The organism is Pseudomonas benzopyrenica, assembly GCF_036884265.1.
GTDB lineage: Bacteria > Pseudomonadota > Gammaproteobacteria > Pseudomonadales > Pseudomonadaceae > Chryseomonas > Chryseomonas benzopyrenica.
The window spans coordinates 4627773-4645896 of sequence record NZ_CP145723.1 but is presented as its reverse complement, the minus strand read 5'-3'; the positions used below and the strand labels follow the sequence as shown (position 1 = coordinate 4645896).

Below are 18124 nucleotides of genomic sequence, written 5' to 3'. Positions count from 1 at the left end.
GGGCCCTGAGGGCCCCTTTTTCATTGCCCGTCGGTGGCGGCTGCGCGGAGGCGGGCGACGGTCGCGGGCAGTTCATCCATGTGGGCGATCAGGGCGGTCACGCCCAGGGCGCTCAGGGTGTCGCCGTGGTTCGGCGGAATGTGGCTGGCACCGGTGAAGCCGATGACCCGCATGCCGGCGGCCAGGGCCGCACGCGCGCCGGTGGCGCTATCTTCGATCACCAGGCAGCGCTCTGGCGCAACGCCCAGGGTCTTGGCCGCGAGCAGGTAGACATCCGGTGCCGGCTTGGGCTGGGCCACCATGTCGGCGCTGAAGATATGGCCCGCCACCCGATCCACCAGGTCCGCCCGGCGCACCGAGGATTCAACGCTGTGCCTGAGGCTGTTGGAGGCCACCGCCAACGGTAGATCAATGCTTTCCAGGGCACGTTTCACCCCGGGAATGGGTTCGACGCTGCTGGCGATCAGGGTCTCGGCCTGGGCGCGCAGCTCGCTGAACAGCGTGGGCGGCAGGGTGATGCCGAAGCGCTGTTCGACCAGGGCGAAGATGTCCCGGGTGGTCAGGCCGAAGGTGCCGTGCAGCAGGGCTTCGAGTTCGTCACGCGGTGCGTGGGCGGCCAGACCGTCGAGGACGACGCGTTCGGCGAGGATCTCGCTGTCGACCAGTACGCCATCGCAATCGCTGATCAGCAGTTCCACAGGGGTAAGGTTCATCGGTATTCCTTGCAGGGGGATTTCACGGTCGGGGCAGTGGATCTCGTGCCTTTCGACAGCTGTGGCGGGAAGCGCAAAGGCAGGCGTGGCGGTGATTCCGGGGTGCTGCCCAGGCGGTCGAAAACAGGCTTGTCGGTGCCTTTCGAAGGGGCGTAAAACGCGCTTTGTCCAAAACGAATTCGGCCTCCGGAGGGTAATCGCTTTCCAGAAAAATATGGCGTAGAGTTCGAGAACTGTGTTTGCTTGGGTCGCCGTCGATCGTGACCTGAGGCGGTAGGCTCTTCGTCCACCCCTTGCTGCTCGATTCTTGTTACTCCTTGCAACTCAGTACCAGGCGTTTGGTCTATGCAACGCACTGCCGCGCCAGCACGTGTCAATAACAAACCCGTTATTCCAAGGAGCAACACCCGTCATGTCGAATCGTCAGAACGGCACCGTCAAGTGGTTCAACGAAACCAAAGGCTACGGCTTCATTACTCCCGAAAGCGGTCCGGACGTGTTCGTGCACTTCCGCGCCATCGAAGGCACTGGTTTCAAGACCCTGGCTGAAGGCCAGAAGGTCAGCTTCGAAGTCGTGCAAGGCCAGAAGGGCATGCAGGCTGAGCGCGTACAGGTCATCTGACACCTGACGTCGCCCGAAGCTCACGAAAAACCCCGGCCAGGCCGGGGTTTTTCGTTTCTGCCGATTCGATCGGCCTGGCCGGCCGCGTCACTCCACGTTCTGCGCGCTCTTTTCCGGCTCGGCGGCCAGGGGCTTGATCCGGCGACCGGTTTCGCGGGAGGCCTGCAGGAAGATCGCCGCCGCCAGCATCGACAGGGCTCCGACGCTCAAGAACGTCGCGCGGAAGGCGGACAGCACCTCGGTGTCGCCATAGTCGTCCTGGAAGCCGCCCAGCAACGCCGCGGCGCAGGCGACGCCAAAGCTCATGGCCAGTTGCATCACCACCGACAGCAGGCTGTTGCCGCTGGCGGCCTGCTGGTCGTGCAGGTCGATGAGGGTGATGGTGTTCATGGCGGTGAACTGCATGGAGTTCACCGCGCCGAGAATGCCCAGGTGGATCAGCAGCCAGACGAAGGGGGTGGCAGGGCCGATCAGGGCGAGACTGGCGATCAGGCAGCCCAGCAGCAGGGTATTGCCCACCAGCAGGCGCCGATAGCCGAGGCGGCCGATCAGCGGACCGGCGATGGGCTTGGCCAGCATCGCCGACAAGGCCAGGGGCATCATCAGCAGACCGGCCTGGGTCGGCGAATAGCCGAGGCCGACCTGGAACAGCAGCGGGATAAGGAAGGGCAGGGCGCCGCTGCCGAGACGGGCGAAGAGATTGCCGAAGATGCCCACGGCGAAGCTGCGGATACGAAACAGCTCGGCGGAAAACAGCGGCTGGTCGTGATGCAGGGCGCGCAGCCAGTAGGCGACCATGCAGGCCATGCCCCCCATCAGCAGCAATACCACGCGCACATGGGGCAGGTGCAGTTCGCCGAGGCCTTCCAGGGCGATGCTGATGAGGATCATGGAGGCGCCGAACAGCAGAAAGCCCAGGCCATCGAAGCGCTGCGGCAGAGGGCTGCGCAGGTCCGGCAGCAGGCGGCGGGTGGCCAGACAGCCGAGGATGCCCACCGGCAGGTTGATCAGGAAGATCCAGTGCCAGGACACGGCCTCCACCAGCCAGCCACCCAGCGCCGGGCCCGCCAGGGGGCCGACCAAGCCGGGAATGGTGATGAAGCTGAGGATGCGCACCAGTTCGCTGCGGGGATAGACACGCAGGATCACCAGCCGCCCCACGGGTAGCATCAGCGAACCGCCGAGGCCCTGGATTACCCGGGCGGCGATCAGCAGGTTGAGGCTGGGCGCCAGCGCGCAGAGCAGCGAGCCAAAGGTGAAGAGGGCGATGGCGGTAAAGAAGACGCGGCGACTGCCGAAACGATCGGAAATCCAGCCCGAGGCAGGAATCAACAGCGCGACGGTGAGCAGGTAGGCGATCACCACCCCCTGCATGCGCAGGGGATTCTCGCCGAGGTCGGCGGCCATGCGCGGCAGGGCGGTGTTGACGATGGTCGCGTCCAACGACTGCATGAAGAAGGCGACGGCGATCAGCCAGGGAAGCCAGCGGGTCGTGGTGGTATCGAGCGTCGGGGTGGGCATTGAGGGGTCCTTGTCGAGACAGCCGACTACCCGCACTCTGACTGTCGGCAGGCGGCAGGGTGCCCCGCTGATTCAATGCGAGCGGGAATCCAGTAGCGCCTCGATCCGTTGGTCCTTTTCTGCCCAGAGCTGGCTGACCCATTGCTGGAAGTCGGCGCGAAATTCCGCGTCTTCGCTGTAGTCGCCCGCCCAGCGCGCCGGATCCAGAGGGCGCGCGCGGATATCGATGATAACGCGTTTGACCCGCCCGCAGAGCAGGTCCCAGAAGCCGGGTACGCGACCGTCCGGATAGACCAGGGTGACGTCCAGCAGGGTGTCCAGCTGGTCGCCCATGGCGGCGAGGACGAAGGCCATGCCACCGGCCTTGGGTTTGAGCAGGTGGCGATAGGGCGAATGCTGCTCGGCATGCTTGGCGGCGGTGAAGCGGGTGCCTTCCAGGTAGTTGACGATGGTCACCGGTTGGCGGCGGAATTTCTCGCAGGCGCGGCGGGTGATGGCCAGGTCCGCGCCCTTGAGTTCCGGGCGGCGGGCCAGCTGGGCGCGGCTGTATCTCTTCATGAAGGGGTAGTCCAGCGCCCACCAGGCCAGACCCAGGAAGGGCACCCAGATGAGTTCCTTCTTCAGGAAGAACTTGAAGTAGGGCACCTTGCCGTTGAAGGTTTCGATCAGGGCGGGGATGTCGACCCAGGACTGGTGGTTGCAGATGACCAGGTAGGAGCTGTCCCGGCTGAGCACCTCGGTGCCACGGATGTCCCAGACGGTAGGGGTGAGCCGGGCGAAGATGACCTTGTTGATCTCGGCCCAGGTCTCGGCGATGGCCGTGACTACCCGGGAGCAGACATCGCGCAGCGCCACGCTGGGCAGCAGCTTGATCAAGGCGAATGCCAGCAGCGGACCGATCATGACCAGGGTGTTCAGCAGGAGCAGCAGGGAGACGGCGATACCGGTCAGGAGGTGCATGGATTCTCTCGTCTGGAACTTAGGGCGATAGTCTTTAGCGCGGCCTGGCATTTTGCGATCATTTGCTTCTGGATGGCTGCTGCCGATCAGCTGCGAAGTGAACGCCATGCTCAAGAAGGTTACCAGTGCCGAGGTCTGCCTCGGCATGTACATCCACAGATTCGAAGGCAGCTGGATCGATCATCCGTTCTGGAAGGCGCGCTTCCTGCTCCAGGAGCCGCGCGATCTGCAGAAGATCCAGGACAGCGCCGTGACCGCCGTGTGGATCGATATCGCCAAGGGGCGGGATTGCCAGCCCCCGGCCGAGCGCGCGATGCCCGTAGCTCCGGTCACGCCTCCTGAACCCGCCGTCGCGCCAGCCCGGCCTACGCCCACCACCTTCGCGACCAGCGCCCCAGGCACTGCCATCAGTTGTCCCCAGGAAATGGCCCAGGCGTCAGCCGTGAGCGCCCATGCCAAGCAGGAGGTGGCGCGACTGTTCCAGGACGTGCGCCTGGGCCAGGCCATCGAGCTGAGCGAGGTGGCGACCGTGGTCGAGCAGATATCGGCGTCGGTGCTGCGGCATCCCACGGCGCTGATCAGTCTGACGCGGCTGCGCACGGCTGACGAGTATACCTACATCCATTCGGTGTCGGTCTGCGCCCTGATGACGGCGGTGGCGCGGCAGATGGAGCTGCCGGCGGAGCAGGTGCAGCTCGCCGGCCAGGCTGGCCTGCTGCACGACGTGGGCAAGATGCGTACCCCTCTGGAGGTACTGAACAAGCCAGGCAAGCTGACCGACGCGGAATTCGCCGTGATGCAGCGGCACCCCGAGGAGGGCGTCGCCCTGCTGCAGCAGTGGGGCGCGGCTGCGGAGGTGATCGACGTCTGTCTGCACCATCACGAGAAATTCGATGGCACTGGCTATCCCCGTGGCCTGGCCGGGACGCAGATCAGTCTGCTGTCGCGCATCGCCGCGGTCTGCGACGTCTATGACGCCATTTCCTCGACCCGTCCCTACAAGACCGCCTGGAGTCCGGCGGAAGCGATCCGGCGCATGGCGGAATGGCAGGGGCATTTCGATCCCCAGGTGTTCCAGGCCTTCGTCAAGACGCTGGGTATCTATCCGATCGGCTCCCTGGTGCGGCTGAGCAACGAGCAGCTGGCGGTGGTGGTCGAGCAGCACCCGGACAGCCTGCTGACGCCGCGGGTGCGGGTGTTCTTTTCCGCTCGCTCGCGCACGCCCCTGCCGCAGCGACTGCTGGATCTCGCCCGGCCCCCCGCCAACGAACGCATCCTGCGGCGCGAGGATCCGGAGGAGTGGGGCTTTCGCAATCTGCAGCGGCTCTGGCAGCAGGCCTAGCGCTGGCTCAGGGGCGGGTCGCCTGCAGCGACGGGCGTTCGTCGGTGCGGGCATACCAGGCGGCAATGCGCGGACAGTCGCTGCGCCAGGCAAAGGTGGGGATGCGGAAGTCCAGATAGCCGAGCAGGCAGGCCATGCCCAGGCTGGCCACGTCGAATTCGCCGTCCAGTTCCTGGATGGCCTCGCGCTCGAAGTAGTCCAGCGCCCGGGCGATCTTTTCCTGCTGGTTGTCCAGCCAGAGTTTCCATTGCATGCCCGGCGGGCGCATGAAGCTCTCGTAGCGGATCTGCACCGCGGCTTCCATCATGGCGTCGCACAGCGAGGCCAGGGTCAGGCGGCGCCAGCGCTCCGGGCCCTGGCGAGGGATCAGCGGGGTGCGCTCGTGCAGGGTGTCCAGATAGTCGAGGATGACGCGACTGTCGTGCAGGCAGGTGCCATCGGCCAGGCGCAGGGCGGGAATCTTGCCGGCCGGATTGGTATCGAGAACGTCGCGATTGGGGTTGAGCGGCGTCTGCTGGACGATTTCCACTTCGACCTGCTCGATCAGGTCCGTCTCGTGGAGCATCACCACGACTTTACGACCGAAGGGCGAGGCGGGAGTGTGGTACAGGATCATGGACATGGGCCGGGCTCTCCAGAGGGCAGGACTGCCTTCGCTGGTGGCGAAGCCCTGCACTGTAAGCCCTAGGCCGGCCTGGGTAAAAGATCGCCTTGGTCGTAGGCGGCTGGATCAGGCCAGGCCCGGCAGCTCGACGTACACCCCCAGCCCGCGTCCTTGCAGGCCTTCGCCCAGGTGCAGACTGCCGCCATGGATTTCGACGATGCGTTTGACGATGGGCAGGCCCAGGCCGCTGCCGACGTTCTGGCCGGCGCTCTCGCTGCGGTAGAAGCGGGTAAAGATCGCCGCCCGCTCTTCCGGACTGACCCCGGGGCCGCTGTCGCAGACATTGATGCGTACCCGACCGGGTACGTCCTCGACGACCCGCACCAGTACCTGGCCGCCGCTGGGGGTGTAGCGGATGGCATTGCCCACCAGGTTGGTGAGCAGCACCCCCAACCAGGTGGGAATGCCGGAAAGCTTGACCTCCTGATCCTCCAGCACCAGGTCGATGTGCTTTTCGATGGCCAGCGGCGCGAGTTCCGAAAGGGTGTCCGCCGCCAGGCGACCGAGGTGGACGGGGACGAACTGCTCCTGCAGGGCGCCACTGTCCAGGCGGGCCAGGAGCAGGATCTGCTCCATCAACTGGCTGATGCGTTCGGCGCTGCGGCGCACCTGCACCAGGCCCCGGGCGTGGGCCTGGGGATCGCTGGATCTCAGGGCGACCTGGGTGTGGGTCAGCAGACTGGCAAGGGGCGTGCGGATCTCGTGGGCGGCGTCGCTGGTCAACCGGCGCTCCGCTTCCAGGGCGCCGTCCAGGCGTTGCAGCAGGGCGTTGATCTCTTCGACCAGCACCGCGGCTTCCAGGGGCACCCGGCTCAGTGGCAAGGGCTCCAGGCGTTGGGCGGAACGCTGCTTGATCTGCGCGGCCAGCTGGCGCAGCGGTTCGAGGCCGCGGGTGACGCCGAACCAGATGAGTGCGGCCAGCACCGGCAGGGCCAGCGCGAGGGGAAACAGTGAGCCGAGCAGCAGCAGGTTGGTGGCGCCGCGCCGATCGGCCAGGTTTTCGTAGATCCAGATGCGTCCGTCGCCGCTGCTCAGGCGCAGCACGCGCCAGTGCTGCCCTTCGGCCAGCAGACTGCTGAAACCGGGCGGCTGCTCGGCCAGGCCGGCGGGTGGCGCCGGGGTGCCGAGGCGCTGGTCACCGGCCTGTAGCAGATAGCCCAGGGCGTTGCGCCGCTTGAACAGCGGCAAGTCGGCGATGGCCGTGCGGCTGCGCTCCAGAGTACGCGCCGCGGGCGGCAGGCTGTGATCGTTGCCGGCGCCGAGGGTGGCCAGGTGCAGCGCCGCGGAACCGAAGTCGAGCATGTCCTCGTCCGCCAGGCGATTCACCTGGCGCAGCACCAGCTGGTAGGTCACCAGGGCGGCGATCAGCCAGCAGGCGAAGATCCCGCACAGCAGCAGCGTCAGCAGGCGCCGCCGCAGCGAGATGGCCGGGCCGTCGCTCACGGCGCCGGCCGCTCGGGTTGGTCGATGCCGTAGCCGATGCCGCGCACGGTACGGATCAGGCTGCTGCCGAGCTTGCGTCTGAGGTGATGGATATGGACCTCGATGGCGTTGCTCTCGACGTCGCCATCCCAACCGTAGAGGGCCTGCTCCAGGCGATTGCGCGAGAGCACCTTGCCCATGTTTTCCAGCAGCAGGCGCAGCAGGGCGTATTCGCGCGGCGCCAGTTCGACCGGCTGACCGGCCAGGGTGACCCGGTGGGTGGCCGGATCGACCCGCAGATCGTTGTGCTCCAATTGGGGCAGCGCCCGACCTGCGCTGCGGCGGGTGAGGGCACGCACCCGGGCCAGCAGTTCGTCGAGGTCGAAGGGCTTGGTCAGGTAGTCGTCGGCGCCGGTATCCAGCCCGGTGACCCGGTCGGTGACCTTGTCGCGGGCGGTGAGGATCAGCACCGGGGTGGCGTCGCCGCGCTTGCGCAGGGCGGCCAGGACTTCGAGTCCCGAGCGGCGGGGCAGGCCGATGTCGAGCACCACCAGATCGAAGGGATCGGTTTCCAGCGCCGCCTGGGCGGCCTGGCCATCGGTCACCCAATCGACGGTATCGCCTTCCAGCGCCAGGCCGGCGCGGATGCCGTCGCCCAGCAACATGTCGTCTTCGGCCAGCAGTATTCTCATCGGTTTTTCCCAGGCGGTGGAGCGGTTGTACCGCTCCGGGCCGGCCTCGGCAAGAGCGGTGACCATCCCCCAGGATGGTCAGCTTCCAGCCTAGGCCCGGGCGCTTAAGGCCGGATTAACAAGGTCTCAGCGCTGGGCGCTGACCCGCCAGATGGTATTGCCGACATCGTCGGCCACCAGCAGGCCGCCGCGACCATCGTTGACCACCCCGACCGGGCGCCCCTGGGCCTCTTCCTTGGCATTGAGGAAACCGGTCAGCAGGTCCCGCGGCGGGCCGCTGGGCTTGCCGTCCTGGAAGGGCACGAAGATGACCTTGTAACCGCTCTTGGGATCGCGATTCCAGGAGCCGTGCTGGCCGACGAACATTCCCTGGTGAAAAGCCGCCGGCAGCCCAGTGTCGACGCTCGCGAAGGCCAGGCCCAGGGAGGCGGTGTGGGTGCCCAGGGCATAGTCGGGGGTCAGCGCCTTGGCCACCAGATCCGGCCGGGGTGGCTGCACCCGACTGTCCACGGTCTTGCCCCAGTAGCTGTAGGGCCAGCCATAGAAGCCGCCATCCTGTACCGAGGTGGCATAGTCCGGGACCAGGTCGCTGCCGATCTCGTCGCGTTCGTTGATCACCGTCCACAGCCTGCCGGTGGTGGGCTCCCAGTCCAAGCCATTGGGGTTGCGCAGGCCGGTGGCGAACAGGCGCTTCTGGCCGCTGGCGCGATCCAGCTCCCAGATGGCGGCGCGACCCTGTTCGATGTCCAGGCCGTTTTCGCCGACGTTGCTGTTGGAGCCCACGGTGAGATAGAGCTTCCGGCCATCGCGACTGGCGATGACGTTCTTGGTCCAGTGGTGATTGATGCCGGCCGGCAGGTCGGTGACCCGGGTGCCCTGGCCTTCCAGGCGGGTGGCACCGGGGCGGTAGGTGAAGCGCACCAGGGCGTCGGCGTTGGCGACATAGAAGTCCTCGCCCACCAGGGCCATGCCGAAAGGCGAATGCAGGTGCTCGGCGAAGACCAGGCGGGTCTCGGCGACGCCGTCGCCGTCGGCATCGCGCAGCAGGGTGATGCGATCGGCGCTGGGCACCCCGGCGCCGGCCTTCTTCATGAACAGGCCGGCGATCCAGTTCTTGATGCCGGGAAAGTCCTCGCGCCTGGGCGCATTGCTTTCCGCCACCAGCACATCGCCGTTGGGCAATACATAGAGCCAGCGCGGATGGTCCAGGCCGTCGGCGAAGGCCTGCACCTGGGTGCCCGGCGCGGCAGTGGGCTTGCCGCCCTCGGGCCAGCCGACCGCCGGTGCCACGTTGATGGTGGGCAGCAGGGTCTTGTGGGGTTCCGGCAGGGTCGGTGCCGGGCCGTAACCGGCTTCGCGCTGCAGCCGTGCGGTCTCGCCACAGCCGAGCAAGGTCAAGGTAGCCAGGGTCACGGCCAGGGTACGCAGCGGCAGGGGCGCGCTCAGGGGCATGGCAGGGCTCTCGCGGTGGGCTTCGCAGGATAGAGCGCAGGTTCCAGCGAACGTTCCGGGCCAGGTCCTGGGGTCATCCGGCAGGTCCACTCCAGTGGGTCTTGAAAATGACTCTTTTGGGAATGTTGGTCTTTTTGCGTGCCAAGGCGTCTGACCCGTTCTTTTATGGATACAGAAAGTCTTGTCGATTCAAGGTGTTAGCTCGGCTGCGCTGGCAGTTGCGGAAAAACGGCGGCTATCTGACGCGAATCACGGCGTAACTGGCTGTTTTTGCAGGAAAAAATTCACTAAAGCTGGGGGCTTTGACGCCGATAGCAGCCCCAACAATGACGACGAAGTCGCACCCAGCGGCGCCGCAACAGGACGCGGCCGCCTGAGCTCGCCCACGCCGGAACCCGTTAGCTTGCGGGGGCGGGGAGTCTTCTTTTCCACAGGTGCAGTCATGCAATCCCTTACCCGGCGCGTGCGCCAGTTTTCCCTGCGTCTGGCCGGTACCCTGGCCTTGAGTAGCGCCCTCTTCGGTTCGGCCCAGGCGGTCGAGCTGGTCGGGCTCAACTTTTCCGGTGCCGGCTTCGCCAGCCATGTCTTACCCGGCCTCAACAACCGCAACTACATCTTTCCCAGCGAGCAGCACTTCAAGGACTGGAGCGCCAAAGGCATCAAGCTGGTGCGCTTTCCGATCATCTGGGAGCGTATCCAGCCCAAGCTGAACTCCATGCTGGATCCGGACTATGGCGCCCTGGTCACCCAGACGCTGAACTACGCCCAGAAGTACGGCGTCAAGGTGATCCTCGACCTGCACAACTATGCGCGCTATCGCGGCGAGGTCATCGGCGCCGGCAAGGTCACCTATTTCAACTACTGGGACGTGACCTATCGCCTGGCCTTCCGCTTCGGCAAGCATCCGGCGCTCTATGGCTACGACATCATGAACGAGCCCCACGACGCCGTGGCCTTCTGGCCGACCGCCGCCCAGCATGGCATCAACGGCATCCGTACCGTGGACAACGTCCATCCGATCATCGTCGAGGGCAACGGCTGGTCCAGCGCCGCCCGTTGGCCACAGTGGAACGATCCGCTGCTGGCGCTCAAGGATCCGGCCAACAAGCTGATCTTTTCCGCCCACGTCTATTTCGACAACGACGGCGGCGGCCAGTACGCCAGCAAGGACATGAGCGGCTTCGATCCCCAGGTCGGGGTGAAGCGCGTCAAGCCCTTCGTCGACTGGCTGAAAAAGAACGGCAAGCAGGGCTATATCGGCGAATTCGGTGTGCCGGACGACGATCCGCGCTGGCTGGTGGCCATGGACAACATGCTGGCCTATCTCAAGCAGCACTGCATCCCGGCCAGCTATTGGGCTGCCGGTCCGGGCTGGGGCAACTACAACCTGGCGGTGGAACCCATCAACGGCGTGGATCGTCCCCAGTGGGCGACCCTGAAGAAGTACGTCGACAACACCAGCTGCGCCAGCATCGGGCCCAATTAAGCCCGGTCAGCGATGGCGGTCCCTGGGGTCGGCAGGCTACCCTTGAGTTTTAACCGTGCCAGCCCCGAGGACCCCTCATGAGCCAGATTCCCGCCGACCTGCGTTATGCCGCCAGCCACGAATGGGCGCGCCTGGAAGCCGACGGTAGCGTGACCGTCGGCATTTCCGACCATGCCCAGGAAGCCCTGGGCGATGTGGTCTTCATCGAACTGCCGGACGTCGGCAAGACCCTCGCGGCCGGTGACCAGGCCGGGGTGGTGGAGTCGGTCAAGGCGGCCTCGGACATCTATGCCCCGGTGGGCGGCGAGGTGATCGCCGTCAACGAGGCGCTGGCCGACGCCCCCGAGCAGGTCAATGGCGAGCCCTATGGCGCCTGGTTCTTCAAGCTCAAGCCGCAGGACGCGGCCGAGCTGGACAGGCTGCTCGACGCCGACGGCTATCGCGCGGCCAGCGAGAGCTGAGGCGACAGCCTCACGCCCAGGCAACAGGCAAAAAAGAACCCCGCGCGGCGTTGACCGGCGGGGTTCTTTTTTGCCTGGCCCTTATTGGGTCAGGATACGCATGGCGAGATCGTTGTCGCTGGCCTTGAGGCCCGGCTCGGCGGCGCGCATGTCGCGCAACGCGGCTTCCAGGTAGGGGCCACGGATCTGGCCGTTGCTGGCCAGGTAGGAGCTGGCGTCGTCCTGGGTAGCGGCGACGATCTTGTGGTCGTCACGGCTGGTGGTATAGAACGAGCCGGAGGTCGCCCCCAGGGTCGCGGCATGCCGCCAGAACCGCGCATCCGCATTGGCGGCGGTGGTCGCGGCCAACAGCGGCAGGCCGATCAGGGAAACCAGAGCAAGCTTCTTCAGGCGCATGGATGAGATCTCCTTCTTGAGGTTTCCTATAGAGAGCTCAGACATCCTTTGAGTTCCAGAGGGCTGTGCAGGCGCCTTCCGACCGCGCTTAGCCCTGGATCATGCTGTGGATGCGTTCCGCCAGGGCATCGATGTCGAAGGGCTTGATCAGCATGTCCATGTTCTCGCCGAGGAATTCGCCACGCACCTTGGCGTTCTTGGCATAGCCGGTGATGAACAGCACCTTGAGCTCGGGCCGCCGACCGCGGGCGATCTCGGCGAGTTGGCGGCCGTTCATGCCGGGCAGGCCGACGTCGCTGATGAGCAGGTCCAGCCGCTGGCCGCTCTCGATGATCGGCAGGGCGCCATCGGCGTCGCTCGCCTCCAGCGCGATGTAGCCCAGTTCGGCGAGCACCTCCAGCACGATCATGCGTACCGCGTACTCGTCTTCCACCACCAGCACGGTCTGGCCGGCCTCGGCACGGGGCGCGACCTTGAGCGTCGGTTGCTCGGTGGTGGCTGCCGCCAGCTCGGGATGACGCGGCAGATAGAGGCTGATGGTGGTGCCCTGACCCTGCTCGGTGTCGATGCGCGCGGTGCCGCCGGATTGCTTGACGAAGCCGTAGATCATCGACAGGCCGAGCCCCGTGCCCTGGCCGGCCGGCTTGGTGGTGAAGAAGGGCTCGAAGGCCTTGGCCTTGACCTCCGGCGGCATGCCGGTGCCGGTGTCGGCCACGCTCAGGCGCACGTAGTCGCCCGGGGTCAGGGATTCGCGCGCGGCGGCCTCGGCGTCGAGGCTGAGGTTGGCGGTGGCGATGCACAGCTCGCCGCCCGCCGGCATGGCGTCGCGGCCGTTGATGACCAGGTTGAGCAGGGCGTTTTCCAGCTGGTGGGTATCGCTGTGGGCGAGCCAGGCGACCGGCGCCAGATCCAGGCGCAGGGCGACGTTCTCGCCCACGGTACGCACCAGCAGGTCCTGCAGCGAGCCGACCAGCTGGTGCACGTCCACCGGCTGCGGATCCAGAGTCTGGCGGCGGGCGAAGGCCAGCAGCCGATGGGTGAGGGCGGCGGCGCGATCGGCCGAATTGACCGCGGCGTTGATGTAGCGATCCAGGTCCTGGGTGCGCCCGTTGGCGATGCGCAGGCGGATCAGGTCGAGGGCCCCGACGATGCCGGTGAGCATGTTGTTGAAGTCATGGGCGATACCGCCGGTGAGCTGACCGATGGCTTCCATCTTCTGTGACTGGCGCAAGGCTTCTTCGGTGCGCTCGCGTTCGTAGATCTCGGCGATCAGCCGCGCATGGCTGCGTCCCAGCTCCTGGGTGCGCTCGGCGATGCGCTGCTCCAGCTGGTCGGTGGTCTGGCGCGCCTCGGTGACGTCCACGCCACAGCCCACCAGGCCATGGAATTCACCGTCGAGCTCCAGTCGCGGCGTACCTTCCAGCCGTAGCCAGCGCCATTCGCCCTGGGCATTGCGTACCCGCACCTCGGCGCGCAGGGCGCTGTGGGTGGCGATGGCCTGCTTGAAGGCGCCCTCGAAGGCCGGGCATTCGCTGTCCGGGAGCAGGGCGCTCCAGCCCTGGTCATGCAGATCGGCGTCGTGCAGATCGAATTCGCGAGCGAAGCGCTGGTTGACGAATTGCAACTGGCCATCGGCATCGCAGGCCCAGATCAACACCGGGGCGCTGTCGGCCATGAGGCGGAAGCGGCCCTCGCTCTCGCGCTGGGCGTCCTGGGAGCGCTGCCGGCAGATGGCCGCCCAGAGGCGGTCGGTGACATCGCGCAGGAATTGCACCTCGCCTTCCGTCCACAACCGAGCGCGCTGGTCATGGGCGACGAACAGCGCCCGCAGGCGACCGTCCTCATAGAGCGGGATGTCCACCAGCGCCGCGATCTCCAGTTCGAGCAGGGGCTGGGCATTGGCCTGGGCCCGCGGATCCTGGCTGACATCGTCGATGACCAGGGGTGGTGCGCCCTCCTGGTTGCCCAGGCTGTCGGGAGCGAGCAGGGGATAGGCCAGGGCCTGATCGCAATGGCCGTTGGGCGTCCACATCTGCTGCGGGACGAAGGTGCCGCGATTCTCGTCCAGACGGGCATAGCCGACCCGACGCAGGCCCAGTCGCGTACCCACCAGCTCCAGGGCGGCAGCGACGCCGGTGCTTTCCGGATCCCCTTCACGCAAGCGGTCGCCCAGTTCGATGAGGGCGTGCTGACGCGCCTCGGCGGCGCGGCGCTCCTCGATCTGCCGGCGCAACTGGCGGTTGGTCTCGCTGATGCGATCGGCGTCGTGGCGTTCACGGGTGATGTCGCGGGCGATGCCCACCAGCCGGCGTTGCCCGCCGGGCTCCAGGCGCTCGCGCCCGCGGATGCTCAGCCACACGGATTCGCCCTGGCGTGACGTGCGGACGCGAAAGGTCAGCCGCAGGTCATAGGCATTGCCGCCGCCCTGGATGGCCGCGCTCACATAGGCGCGCACCCGCGGCGCATCGGCCGGATGCAGGGCGCGCAGCAGGGCCGCACCGCGCATCGTGCAGCGGCGCCCGGCGGCACCGACCAGGTGGGCGAGACGGGAATCCCAGCTGATCAGGTCACGGTCGATGTCATAGTCCCAGACGCCCAGGTCGGCCACGTCCATGGCCAGGGCGATGCGCTGCTCGGCCAGGCGCAGGGCCTCGGCCGCCGCGGTGCGTTCGATGACGATGCGGATGCGCTCGGCCACCTCGCGCACCAGGGCCACATCGCCGATGGTCCAGTGACGGGGCGTGTCGGCATAGAGGAACAACAGGCCAACCAGTTGCTCTTCGGCGAGCAAGGGCACCACCAGGCCGGCGCGCACGCCATGCTCGACCAGCTGGGCGCGCATCTCGCCCAGGCGACTGTCCTGGGCGCTGTCTTCCACGCTGACGATGATGCCACGGCGCAATTCCTCCACCGCCGAGGTGTGCCAGTGACCCAGGCTGGGCAGGTTGAGGCGATGGGTACGGCCCTGTTCGAGCCAGTCGCTGTCGATGGTCAGGCTGCCGTCGCGACCGACCCTGGCGTAGCCGATGCGCTGCACGGCCAGCAGGTGGCCAAGGCTGTCGCCCAGTACCGAGGCGACCTCGCCGGTGTGGGTCACGCCATGCAGCAGATCGCCCAGTTCGAGCAGGAAGCGCTGGCGATCATGGCTGCGGATGCGTTCGCTGAGATCGACGAAGGTGCAGATGGCGCCCTGGACCTCGCCGTCGCGCCACAGCGGCTGGGCGCGCCATTCCACCGGCAGCAGACTGCCGTCCTCGCGCAACAGCGCATCGGCGGACAGGTGCAGGGTGGCGCCTTCGCTGGCAGCACGTTGCAGGGCTCGGGCGCCATCCTCGCTGCGGGCGGAGCTGAGTCGCGTATCCAGGCGTTCGCCGAGGAGGTCTCGTTCCTCGGACAGCCCGAGCATCTGCCGGAAGGCGCGATTGCACAGGGTGGCGCGGCCGTCGCGATCCAGGGCGCAGAAGCCTTCGTGGGTCGATTCGAGCAGCAGATGGGCGAAGGCCTCGCTCTCCCGCAGCGCCGTTTCCGCCCGCTTGCGGCTGTCGATGTCCTGGGCCACGCCGACCCAGTGCTCGATCTCGCCGCTGGCATTGGTGAAGGGCATGGTGCGGGTTTCGAACCAGCGGTAGCGACCCTCGGCATCGCGCAGCTGCAACTCCAGGCTGCCGGCGACTCTTTGCTCGCGTACCTCGCGCCAGCGGCGCAGCAATTGCGGGCGCTGCTCGGGATGGATGGCGCCGGCCCAGAGATCGGGATCGGCGACCACGTTGGCCGGACTCAGGCCGCTGTATTCGTACCAGTAGCGATTGGCGTATTCGAAGCTGCCATCGGGCCGCGCGAACCAGATGATCTGTGGATTGACGTCCATCAGGGCGCGGTAATGGGTTTCGTCGAGGGTGCTGTGCCGGGTGGGCGACGCCGCCTGCAGGCGAGTCTCGAACAGGCGCAGCACCTGGCGCGCCAGGCGTTCGAGTCCGCTCAGGCGCGCGGTGCTCAATTCGCGCGGTTGCCAGTCCAGCACGCAGAGGGTGCCGAGAAAGACACCGTCCGCCGTGCGCAGCGGAGCGCCGGCATAGAATCTCAGCCCGGCCGGATCGGTGACCAGGGGATTGTCGGTGAAGCGTGGGTCCTGGCTCAGGTCTTCGATCTGCCGCGCCTCCTGGGCCGCGTGCAGGTGTTGGCAGAAGGACAGGGCCAGGGGGATCTCCGCCACGCCCAGGCCGCGCTCGGCGATGAACAACTGCTGCTCTTCACCGAGCAGGTTGACCGCGGCGATGGGCGTCTCGCACAGGGTGGCCGCCAGTTCCACCAGGTCGTCGAGGGCCGGCTCCGGCTGGTCGTCGAGCACACCGTAGGCGGTCAGGACCTCCTGGCGGCGACGGCGCTGTTCGGCGTCCTCGGCGCCTACGGCAGGATTCACGACGGTTGTCTGCACGGCTGGCTATCCTTGTTCCGCTCGCGGGATGCTGGGGCGCTAACGTTCGCTCTGGGGCGTGACGCGCAGGACTTCTTCCACGGTGGTGAAGCCGGCGGCGATCTTTTGCGCACCGGACAGCCGCAGGCTGCGCATGCCTTCCTTGAACGCCTGCCGCCGCAGCGCGGTGATGTCGGTATCCGCCGTCACCAGTTCGCGCAGACTATCGGAGAGGGTGAGGATTTCGTATACCCCGGCACGACCGCGGTAACCGGTGTCGCGACACTCCGGACAACCCACCGGCTGCATGGCCCCGGTGGGCAGCGGCGCGTTCCAGGGCTTGGTCAGTTCCTGCCAGGCGGCCGGGTCCAGCTCGGTGGGCGTCTTGCAGGCCGGGCAGAGGGTGCGCACCAGCCGCTGAGCCATGACGCCCAGCACCGTGGCGCGGATCAGGTAATAGGGCACGCCCAGTTCGATCAGCCGGCTCACCGAGCTGGGGGCGTCGTTGGTGTGCAGGGTGGAGAGCACCAGGTGGCCGGTCAGGGCCGCCTGGATGGCCATCTCGGCGGTTTCCAGGTCGCGGATCTCGCCGATCATGATGATGTCCGGGTCCTGCCGCATCAGCGCCCTGACACCGCTGGCGAAGGTCACCTCGATATTGTGCTGCACCTGCATCTGGTTGAAGGCGTCTTCCACCATCTCGATGGGGTCTTCGATGGTACAGACGTTCACCTCGGGCGTGGCCAGCTGCTTGAGGGTGGTGTACAGCGTGGTGGTCTTGCCCGAACCGGTGGGGCCGGTGACCAGGATGATGCCGTTGGGCTGCCCGGTCATGCCGGCCCAGCGGCGCAGGTCGTCGGCGGAGAAACCGAGCTGGTCGAAGCTCTTGAGCAGCACGTCCGGGTCGAAGATCCGCATCACCAGCTTTTCGCCGAAGGCGGTGGGCATGGTCGACAGGCGCAGTTCGACTTCCTTCTCGCCGGCCATGCGCGTCTTGATCCGGCCATCCTGGGGCTTGCGCTTCTCGGCGACGTTCATGCGGCCGAGGTTCTTGATCCGGCTGACCACCGCCAGGGTGACCTGGGCGGGGAACTGGTAGACGGTGTGCAGCACCCCGTCGATGCGAAAGCGCACCGCGCCCTGCTCGCGGCGCGGCTCGACGTGGATATCGCTGGCGCGCTGCTGGAAGGCGTACTGGAACAGCCAGTCGACGATGTTGACGATGTGGGCATCGTTGGCATCCGGCTCGCCATCGGCGGCACCGAGATTGACCAGTTGCTCGAAGTTGCCGACGCCGCTGGTCTTCTGCTCCACCGCCGAGGCGCCGGTGACCGAGCGCGCCAGGCGAAAGAATTCCTGGGTATAGCGGGTGATGTCCGCGGGGCTGGCCACCACCCGCTTGATCGGTCGCTGCAGCACATGGGTGAGGTTGCTCTCCCAGCTGTGCACGAAGGGCTGGGCGCTGGCCACCGTCACCTCGTCCGGGCTCACCGCCACGGCGAGGATCTTGTTGCGCTGGGCGAAGGCGTAGGACATCAGCGGGGTGACCGAGGCCACGTCCACCTTGAGCGGATCGATGCGGTAGAAGGGTTGGCCCGAGTACTCGGCGAGCCAGCGGGTCAGGCTGTCCAGATCCAGCTTGCGTCCCGGTCGGCTGAGGTCGTCCACGCTCTGCGCCGCCAGGAACTCCAGCGGATGCTGCTGCGGATTGGCCGAGCCACGGCGCAAGAGCAGGCACTGCTCAGCGGTCTGCTGGTCGATCCGCTGCTGGCTGACCAGCTCGCGCAGGATGTCGCCCAGGTCGAGCCAACGATCAGCGGAAGGGGAAGCTATGGCGGACATCTGGACTCCTTGAAAAGGTGGTCACACTCGGGTGGCGCCCGGTGCCTGACCGGGAACGACCCGCCTGCCGTACCGCCAGGTTGGTCGCCTCCTCCAGCATAGCGACTTTGTTTTAAGGAATCGCTCGCGGCCTTGTG

General features: G+C 66.7%; 14 protein-coding genes. 4 read left to right on the top strand and 10 right to left on the bottom strand.

Going from position 1 to position 18124, the window contains the following annotated elements:
- Positions 1-20: 20 nt before the first annotated feature.
- Positions 21-713 (bottom strand): HAD-IA family hydrolase, encoded by a 693-nt coding sequence (locus V6W80_RS22005; protein WP_338545375.1) that lies wholly within the window; start codon positions 711-713, stop codon positions 21-23.
- Between the two features lie 412 nt (positions 714-1125).
- Between V6W80_RS22005 and V6W80_RS22000 the strand changes: the two genes are divergently transcribed.
- Positions 1126-1335 (top strand): cold-shock protein, encoded by a 210-nt coding sequence (locus V6W80_RS22000; RefSeq protein ID WP_017639480.1) that lies wholly within the window; start codon positions 1126-1128, stop codon positions 1333-1335.
- A gap of 87 nt (positions 1336-1422) precedes the next feature.
- On the opposite strand, the gene mdtD is transcribed toward V6W80_RS22000, so the two are convergent.
- Together mdtD and V6W80_RS21990 are read right to left on the bottom strand one after the other, a co-directional pair.
- Entirely contained in the window at positions 1423-2856 is a 1434-nt protein-coding gene (gene mdtD, locus V6W80_RS21995; protein ID WP_338545374.1) for a multidrug transporter subunit MdtD, read from the bottom strand.
- A 72-nt stretch (positions 2857-2928) separates the two neighbouring features.
- Positions 2929-3816, bottom strand: coding sequence for an acyltransferase (locus V6W80_RS21990; RefSeq protein WP_338545373.1), 888 nt, complete (start codon positions 3814-3816; stop codon positions 2929-2931).
- Positions 3817-3922: 106 nt separating this feature from the next.
- On the opposite strand from V6W80_RS21990, the gene V6W80_RS21985 reads away from it, so the two are divergent.
- Complete coding sequence (locus V6W80_RS21985) at positions 3923-5158, top strand: HD-GYP domain-containing protein (RefSeq protein ID WP_257705070.1); 1236 nt, start codon at positions 3923-3925, stop codon at positions 5156-5158.
- 7 nt (positions 5159-5165) lie between these two features.
- On the opposite strand, the gene V6W80_RS21980 is transcribed toward V6W80_RS21985, so the two are convergent.
- The 4 genes from V6W80_RS21980 to V6W80_RS21965 all read right to left on the bottom strand — a co-directional run bounded on the left by V6W80_RS21980 (position 5166) and on the right by V6W80_RS21965 (position 9388).
- Positions 5166-5780: a glutathione S-transferase family protein gene (locus V6W80_RS21980; RefSeq protein ID WP_017639484.1), complete on the bottom strand. Its 615-nt coding sequence runs from the start codon at positions 5778-5780 to the stop codon at positions 5166-5168.
- 108 nt (positions 5781-5888) lie between these two features.
- The gene (locus tag V6W80_RS21975; protein ID WP_338545372.1) at positions 5889-7265 is read right to left on the bottom strand and encodes a sensor histidine kinase; all 1377 of its coding nucleotides are present in this window, start codon (positions 7263-7265) and stop codon (positions 5889-5891) included.
- Positions 7262-7936, bottom strand: coding sequence for a response regulator (locus tag V6W80_RS21970; protein WP_064308173.1), 675 nt, complete (start codon positions 7934-7936; stop codon positions 7262-7264). Before V6W80_RS21970 ends, V6W80_RS21975 begins: the two co-directional genes overlap by 4 nt.
- Before the next feature lie 126 nt (positions 7937-8062).
- A complete protein-coding gene (locus V6W80_RS21965) occupies positions 8063-9388 on the bottom strand; it encodes a PQQ-dependent sugar dehydrogenase (RefSeq protein ID WP_338545371.1) in 1326 nt (441 codons plus the stop codon).
- A gap of 442 nt (positions 9389-9830) precedes the next feature.
- Between V6W80_RS21965 and V6W80_RS21960 the strand changes: the two genes are divergently transcribed.
- Both V6W80_RS21960 and gcvH read left to right on the top strand, forming a co-directional pair.
- Positions 9831-10874, top strand: coding sequence for a glycoside hydrolase family 5 protein (locus tag V6W80_RS21960; RefSeq protein WP_064308159.1), 1044 nt, complete (start codon positions 9831-9833; stop codon positions 10872-10874).
- A gap of 77 nt (positions 10875-10951) precedes the next feature.
- Complete coding sequence (gcvH, locus tag V6W80_RS21955; protein ID WP_064308158.1) at positions 10952-11335, top strand: glycine cleavage system protein GcvH; 384 nt, start codon at positions 10952-10954, stop codon at positions 11333-11335.
- Between the two features lie 81 nt (positions 11336-11416).
- On the opposite strand, the gene V6W80_RS21950 is transcribed toward gcvH, so the two are convergent.
- From V6W80_RS21950 to V6W80_RS21940, 3 genes are all read right to left on the bottom strand, one after another.
- Complete coding sequence (locus tag V6W80_RS21950; protein ID WP_064308157.1) at positions 11417-11731, bottom strand: DUF2388 domain-containing protein; 315 nt, start codon at positions 11729-11731, stop codon at positions 11417-11419.
- 88 nt (positions 11732-11819) lie between these two features.
- Complete coding sequence (locus V6W80_RS21945; RefSeq protein ID WP_338545370.1) at positions 11820-16166, bottom strand: PAS domain S-box protein; 4347 nt, start codon at positions 16164-16166, stop codon at positions 11820-11822.
- A 39-nt stretch (positions 16167-16205) separates the two neighbouring features.
- Positions 16206-17987 (bottom strand): GspE/PulE family protein, encoded by a 1782-nt coding sequence (locus V6W80_RS21940; protein WP_017639492.1) that lies wholly within the window; start codon positions 17985-17987, stop codon positions 16206-16208.
- Between the last annotated feature and the right edge of the window lie 137 nt (positions 17988-18124).

Coding starts and splice junctions, on each gene's coding strand:
- V6W80_RS21950 (WP_064308157.1), bottom strand. CDS start 11,731: ATGCGCCTGAAGAAGCTTGCTCTGGTTTCCCTGATCGGCCTGCCGCTG.
- V6W80_RS21965 (WP_338545371.1), bottom strand. CDS start 9,388: ATGCCCCTGAGCGCGCCCCTGCCGCTGCGTACCCTGGCCGTGACCCTG.
- V6W80_RS21990 (WP_338545373.1), bottom strand. CDS start 3,816: ATGCACCTCCTGACCGGTATCGCCGTCTCCCTGCTGCTCCTGCTGAAC.
- mdtD (WP_338545374.1), bottom strand. CDS start 2,856: ATGCCCACCCCGACGCTCGATACCACCACGACCCGCTGGCTTCCCTGG.
- gcvH (WP_064308158.1), top strand. CDS start 10,952: ATGAGCCAGATTCCCGCCGACCTGCGTTATGCCGCCAGCCACGAATGG.
- V6W80_RS21980 (WP_017639484.1), bottom strand. CDS start 5,780: ATGTCCATGATCCTGTACCACACTCCCGCCTCGCCCTTCGGTCGTAAA.
- V6W80_RS21960 (WP_064308159.1), top strand. CDS start 9,831: ATGCAATCCCTTACCCGGCGCGTGCGCCAGTTTTCCCTGCGTCTGGCC.
- V6W80_RS21970 (WP_064308173.1), bottom strand. CDS start 7,936: ATGAGAATACTGCTGGCCGAAGACGACATGTTGCTGGGCGACGGCATC.
- V6W80_RS22005 (WP_338545375.1), bottom strand. CDS start 713: ATGAACCTTACCCCTGTGGAACTGCTGATCAGCGATTGCGATGGCGTA.
- V6W80_RS21985 (WP_257705070.1), top strand. CDS start 3,923: ATGCTCAAGAAGGTTACCAGTGCCGAGGTCTGCCTCGGCATGTACATC.
- V6W80_RS21940 (WP_017639492.1), bottom strand. CDS start 17,987: ATGTCCGCCATAGCTTCCCCTTCCGCTGATCGTTGGCTCGACCTGGGC.
- V6W80_RS22000 (WP_017639480.1), top strand. CDS start 1,126: ATGTCGAATCGTCAGAACGGCACCGTCAAGTGGTTCAACGAAACCAAA.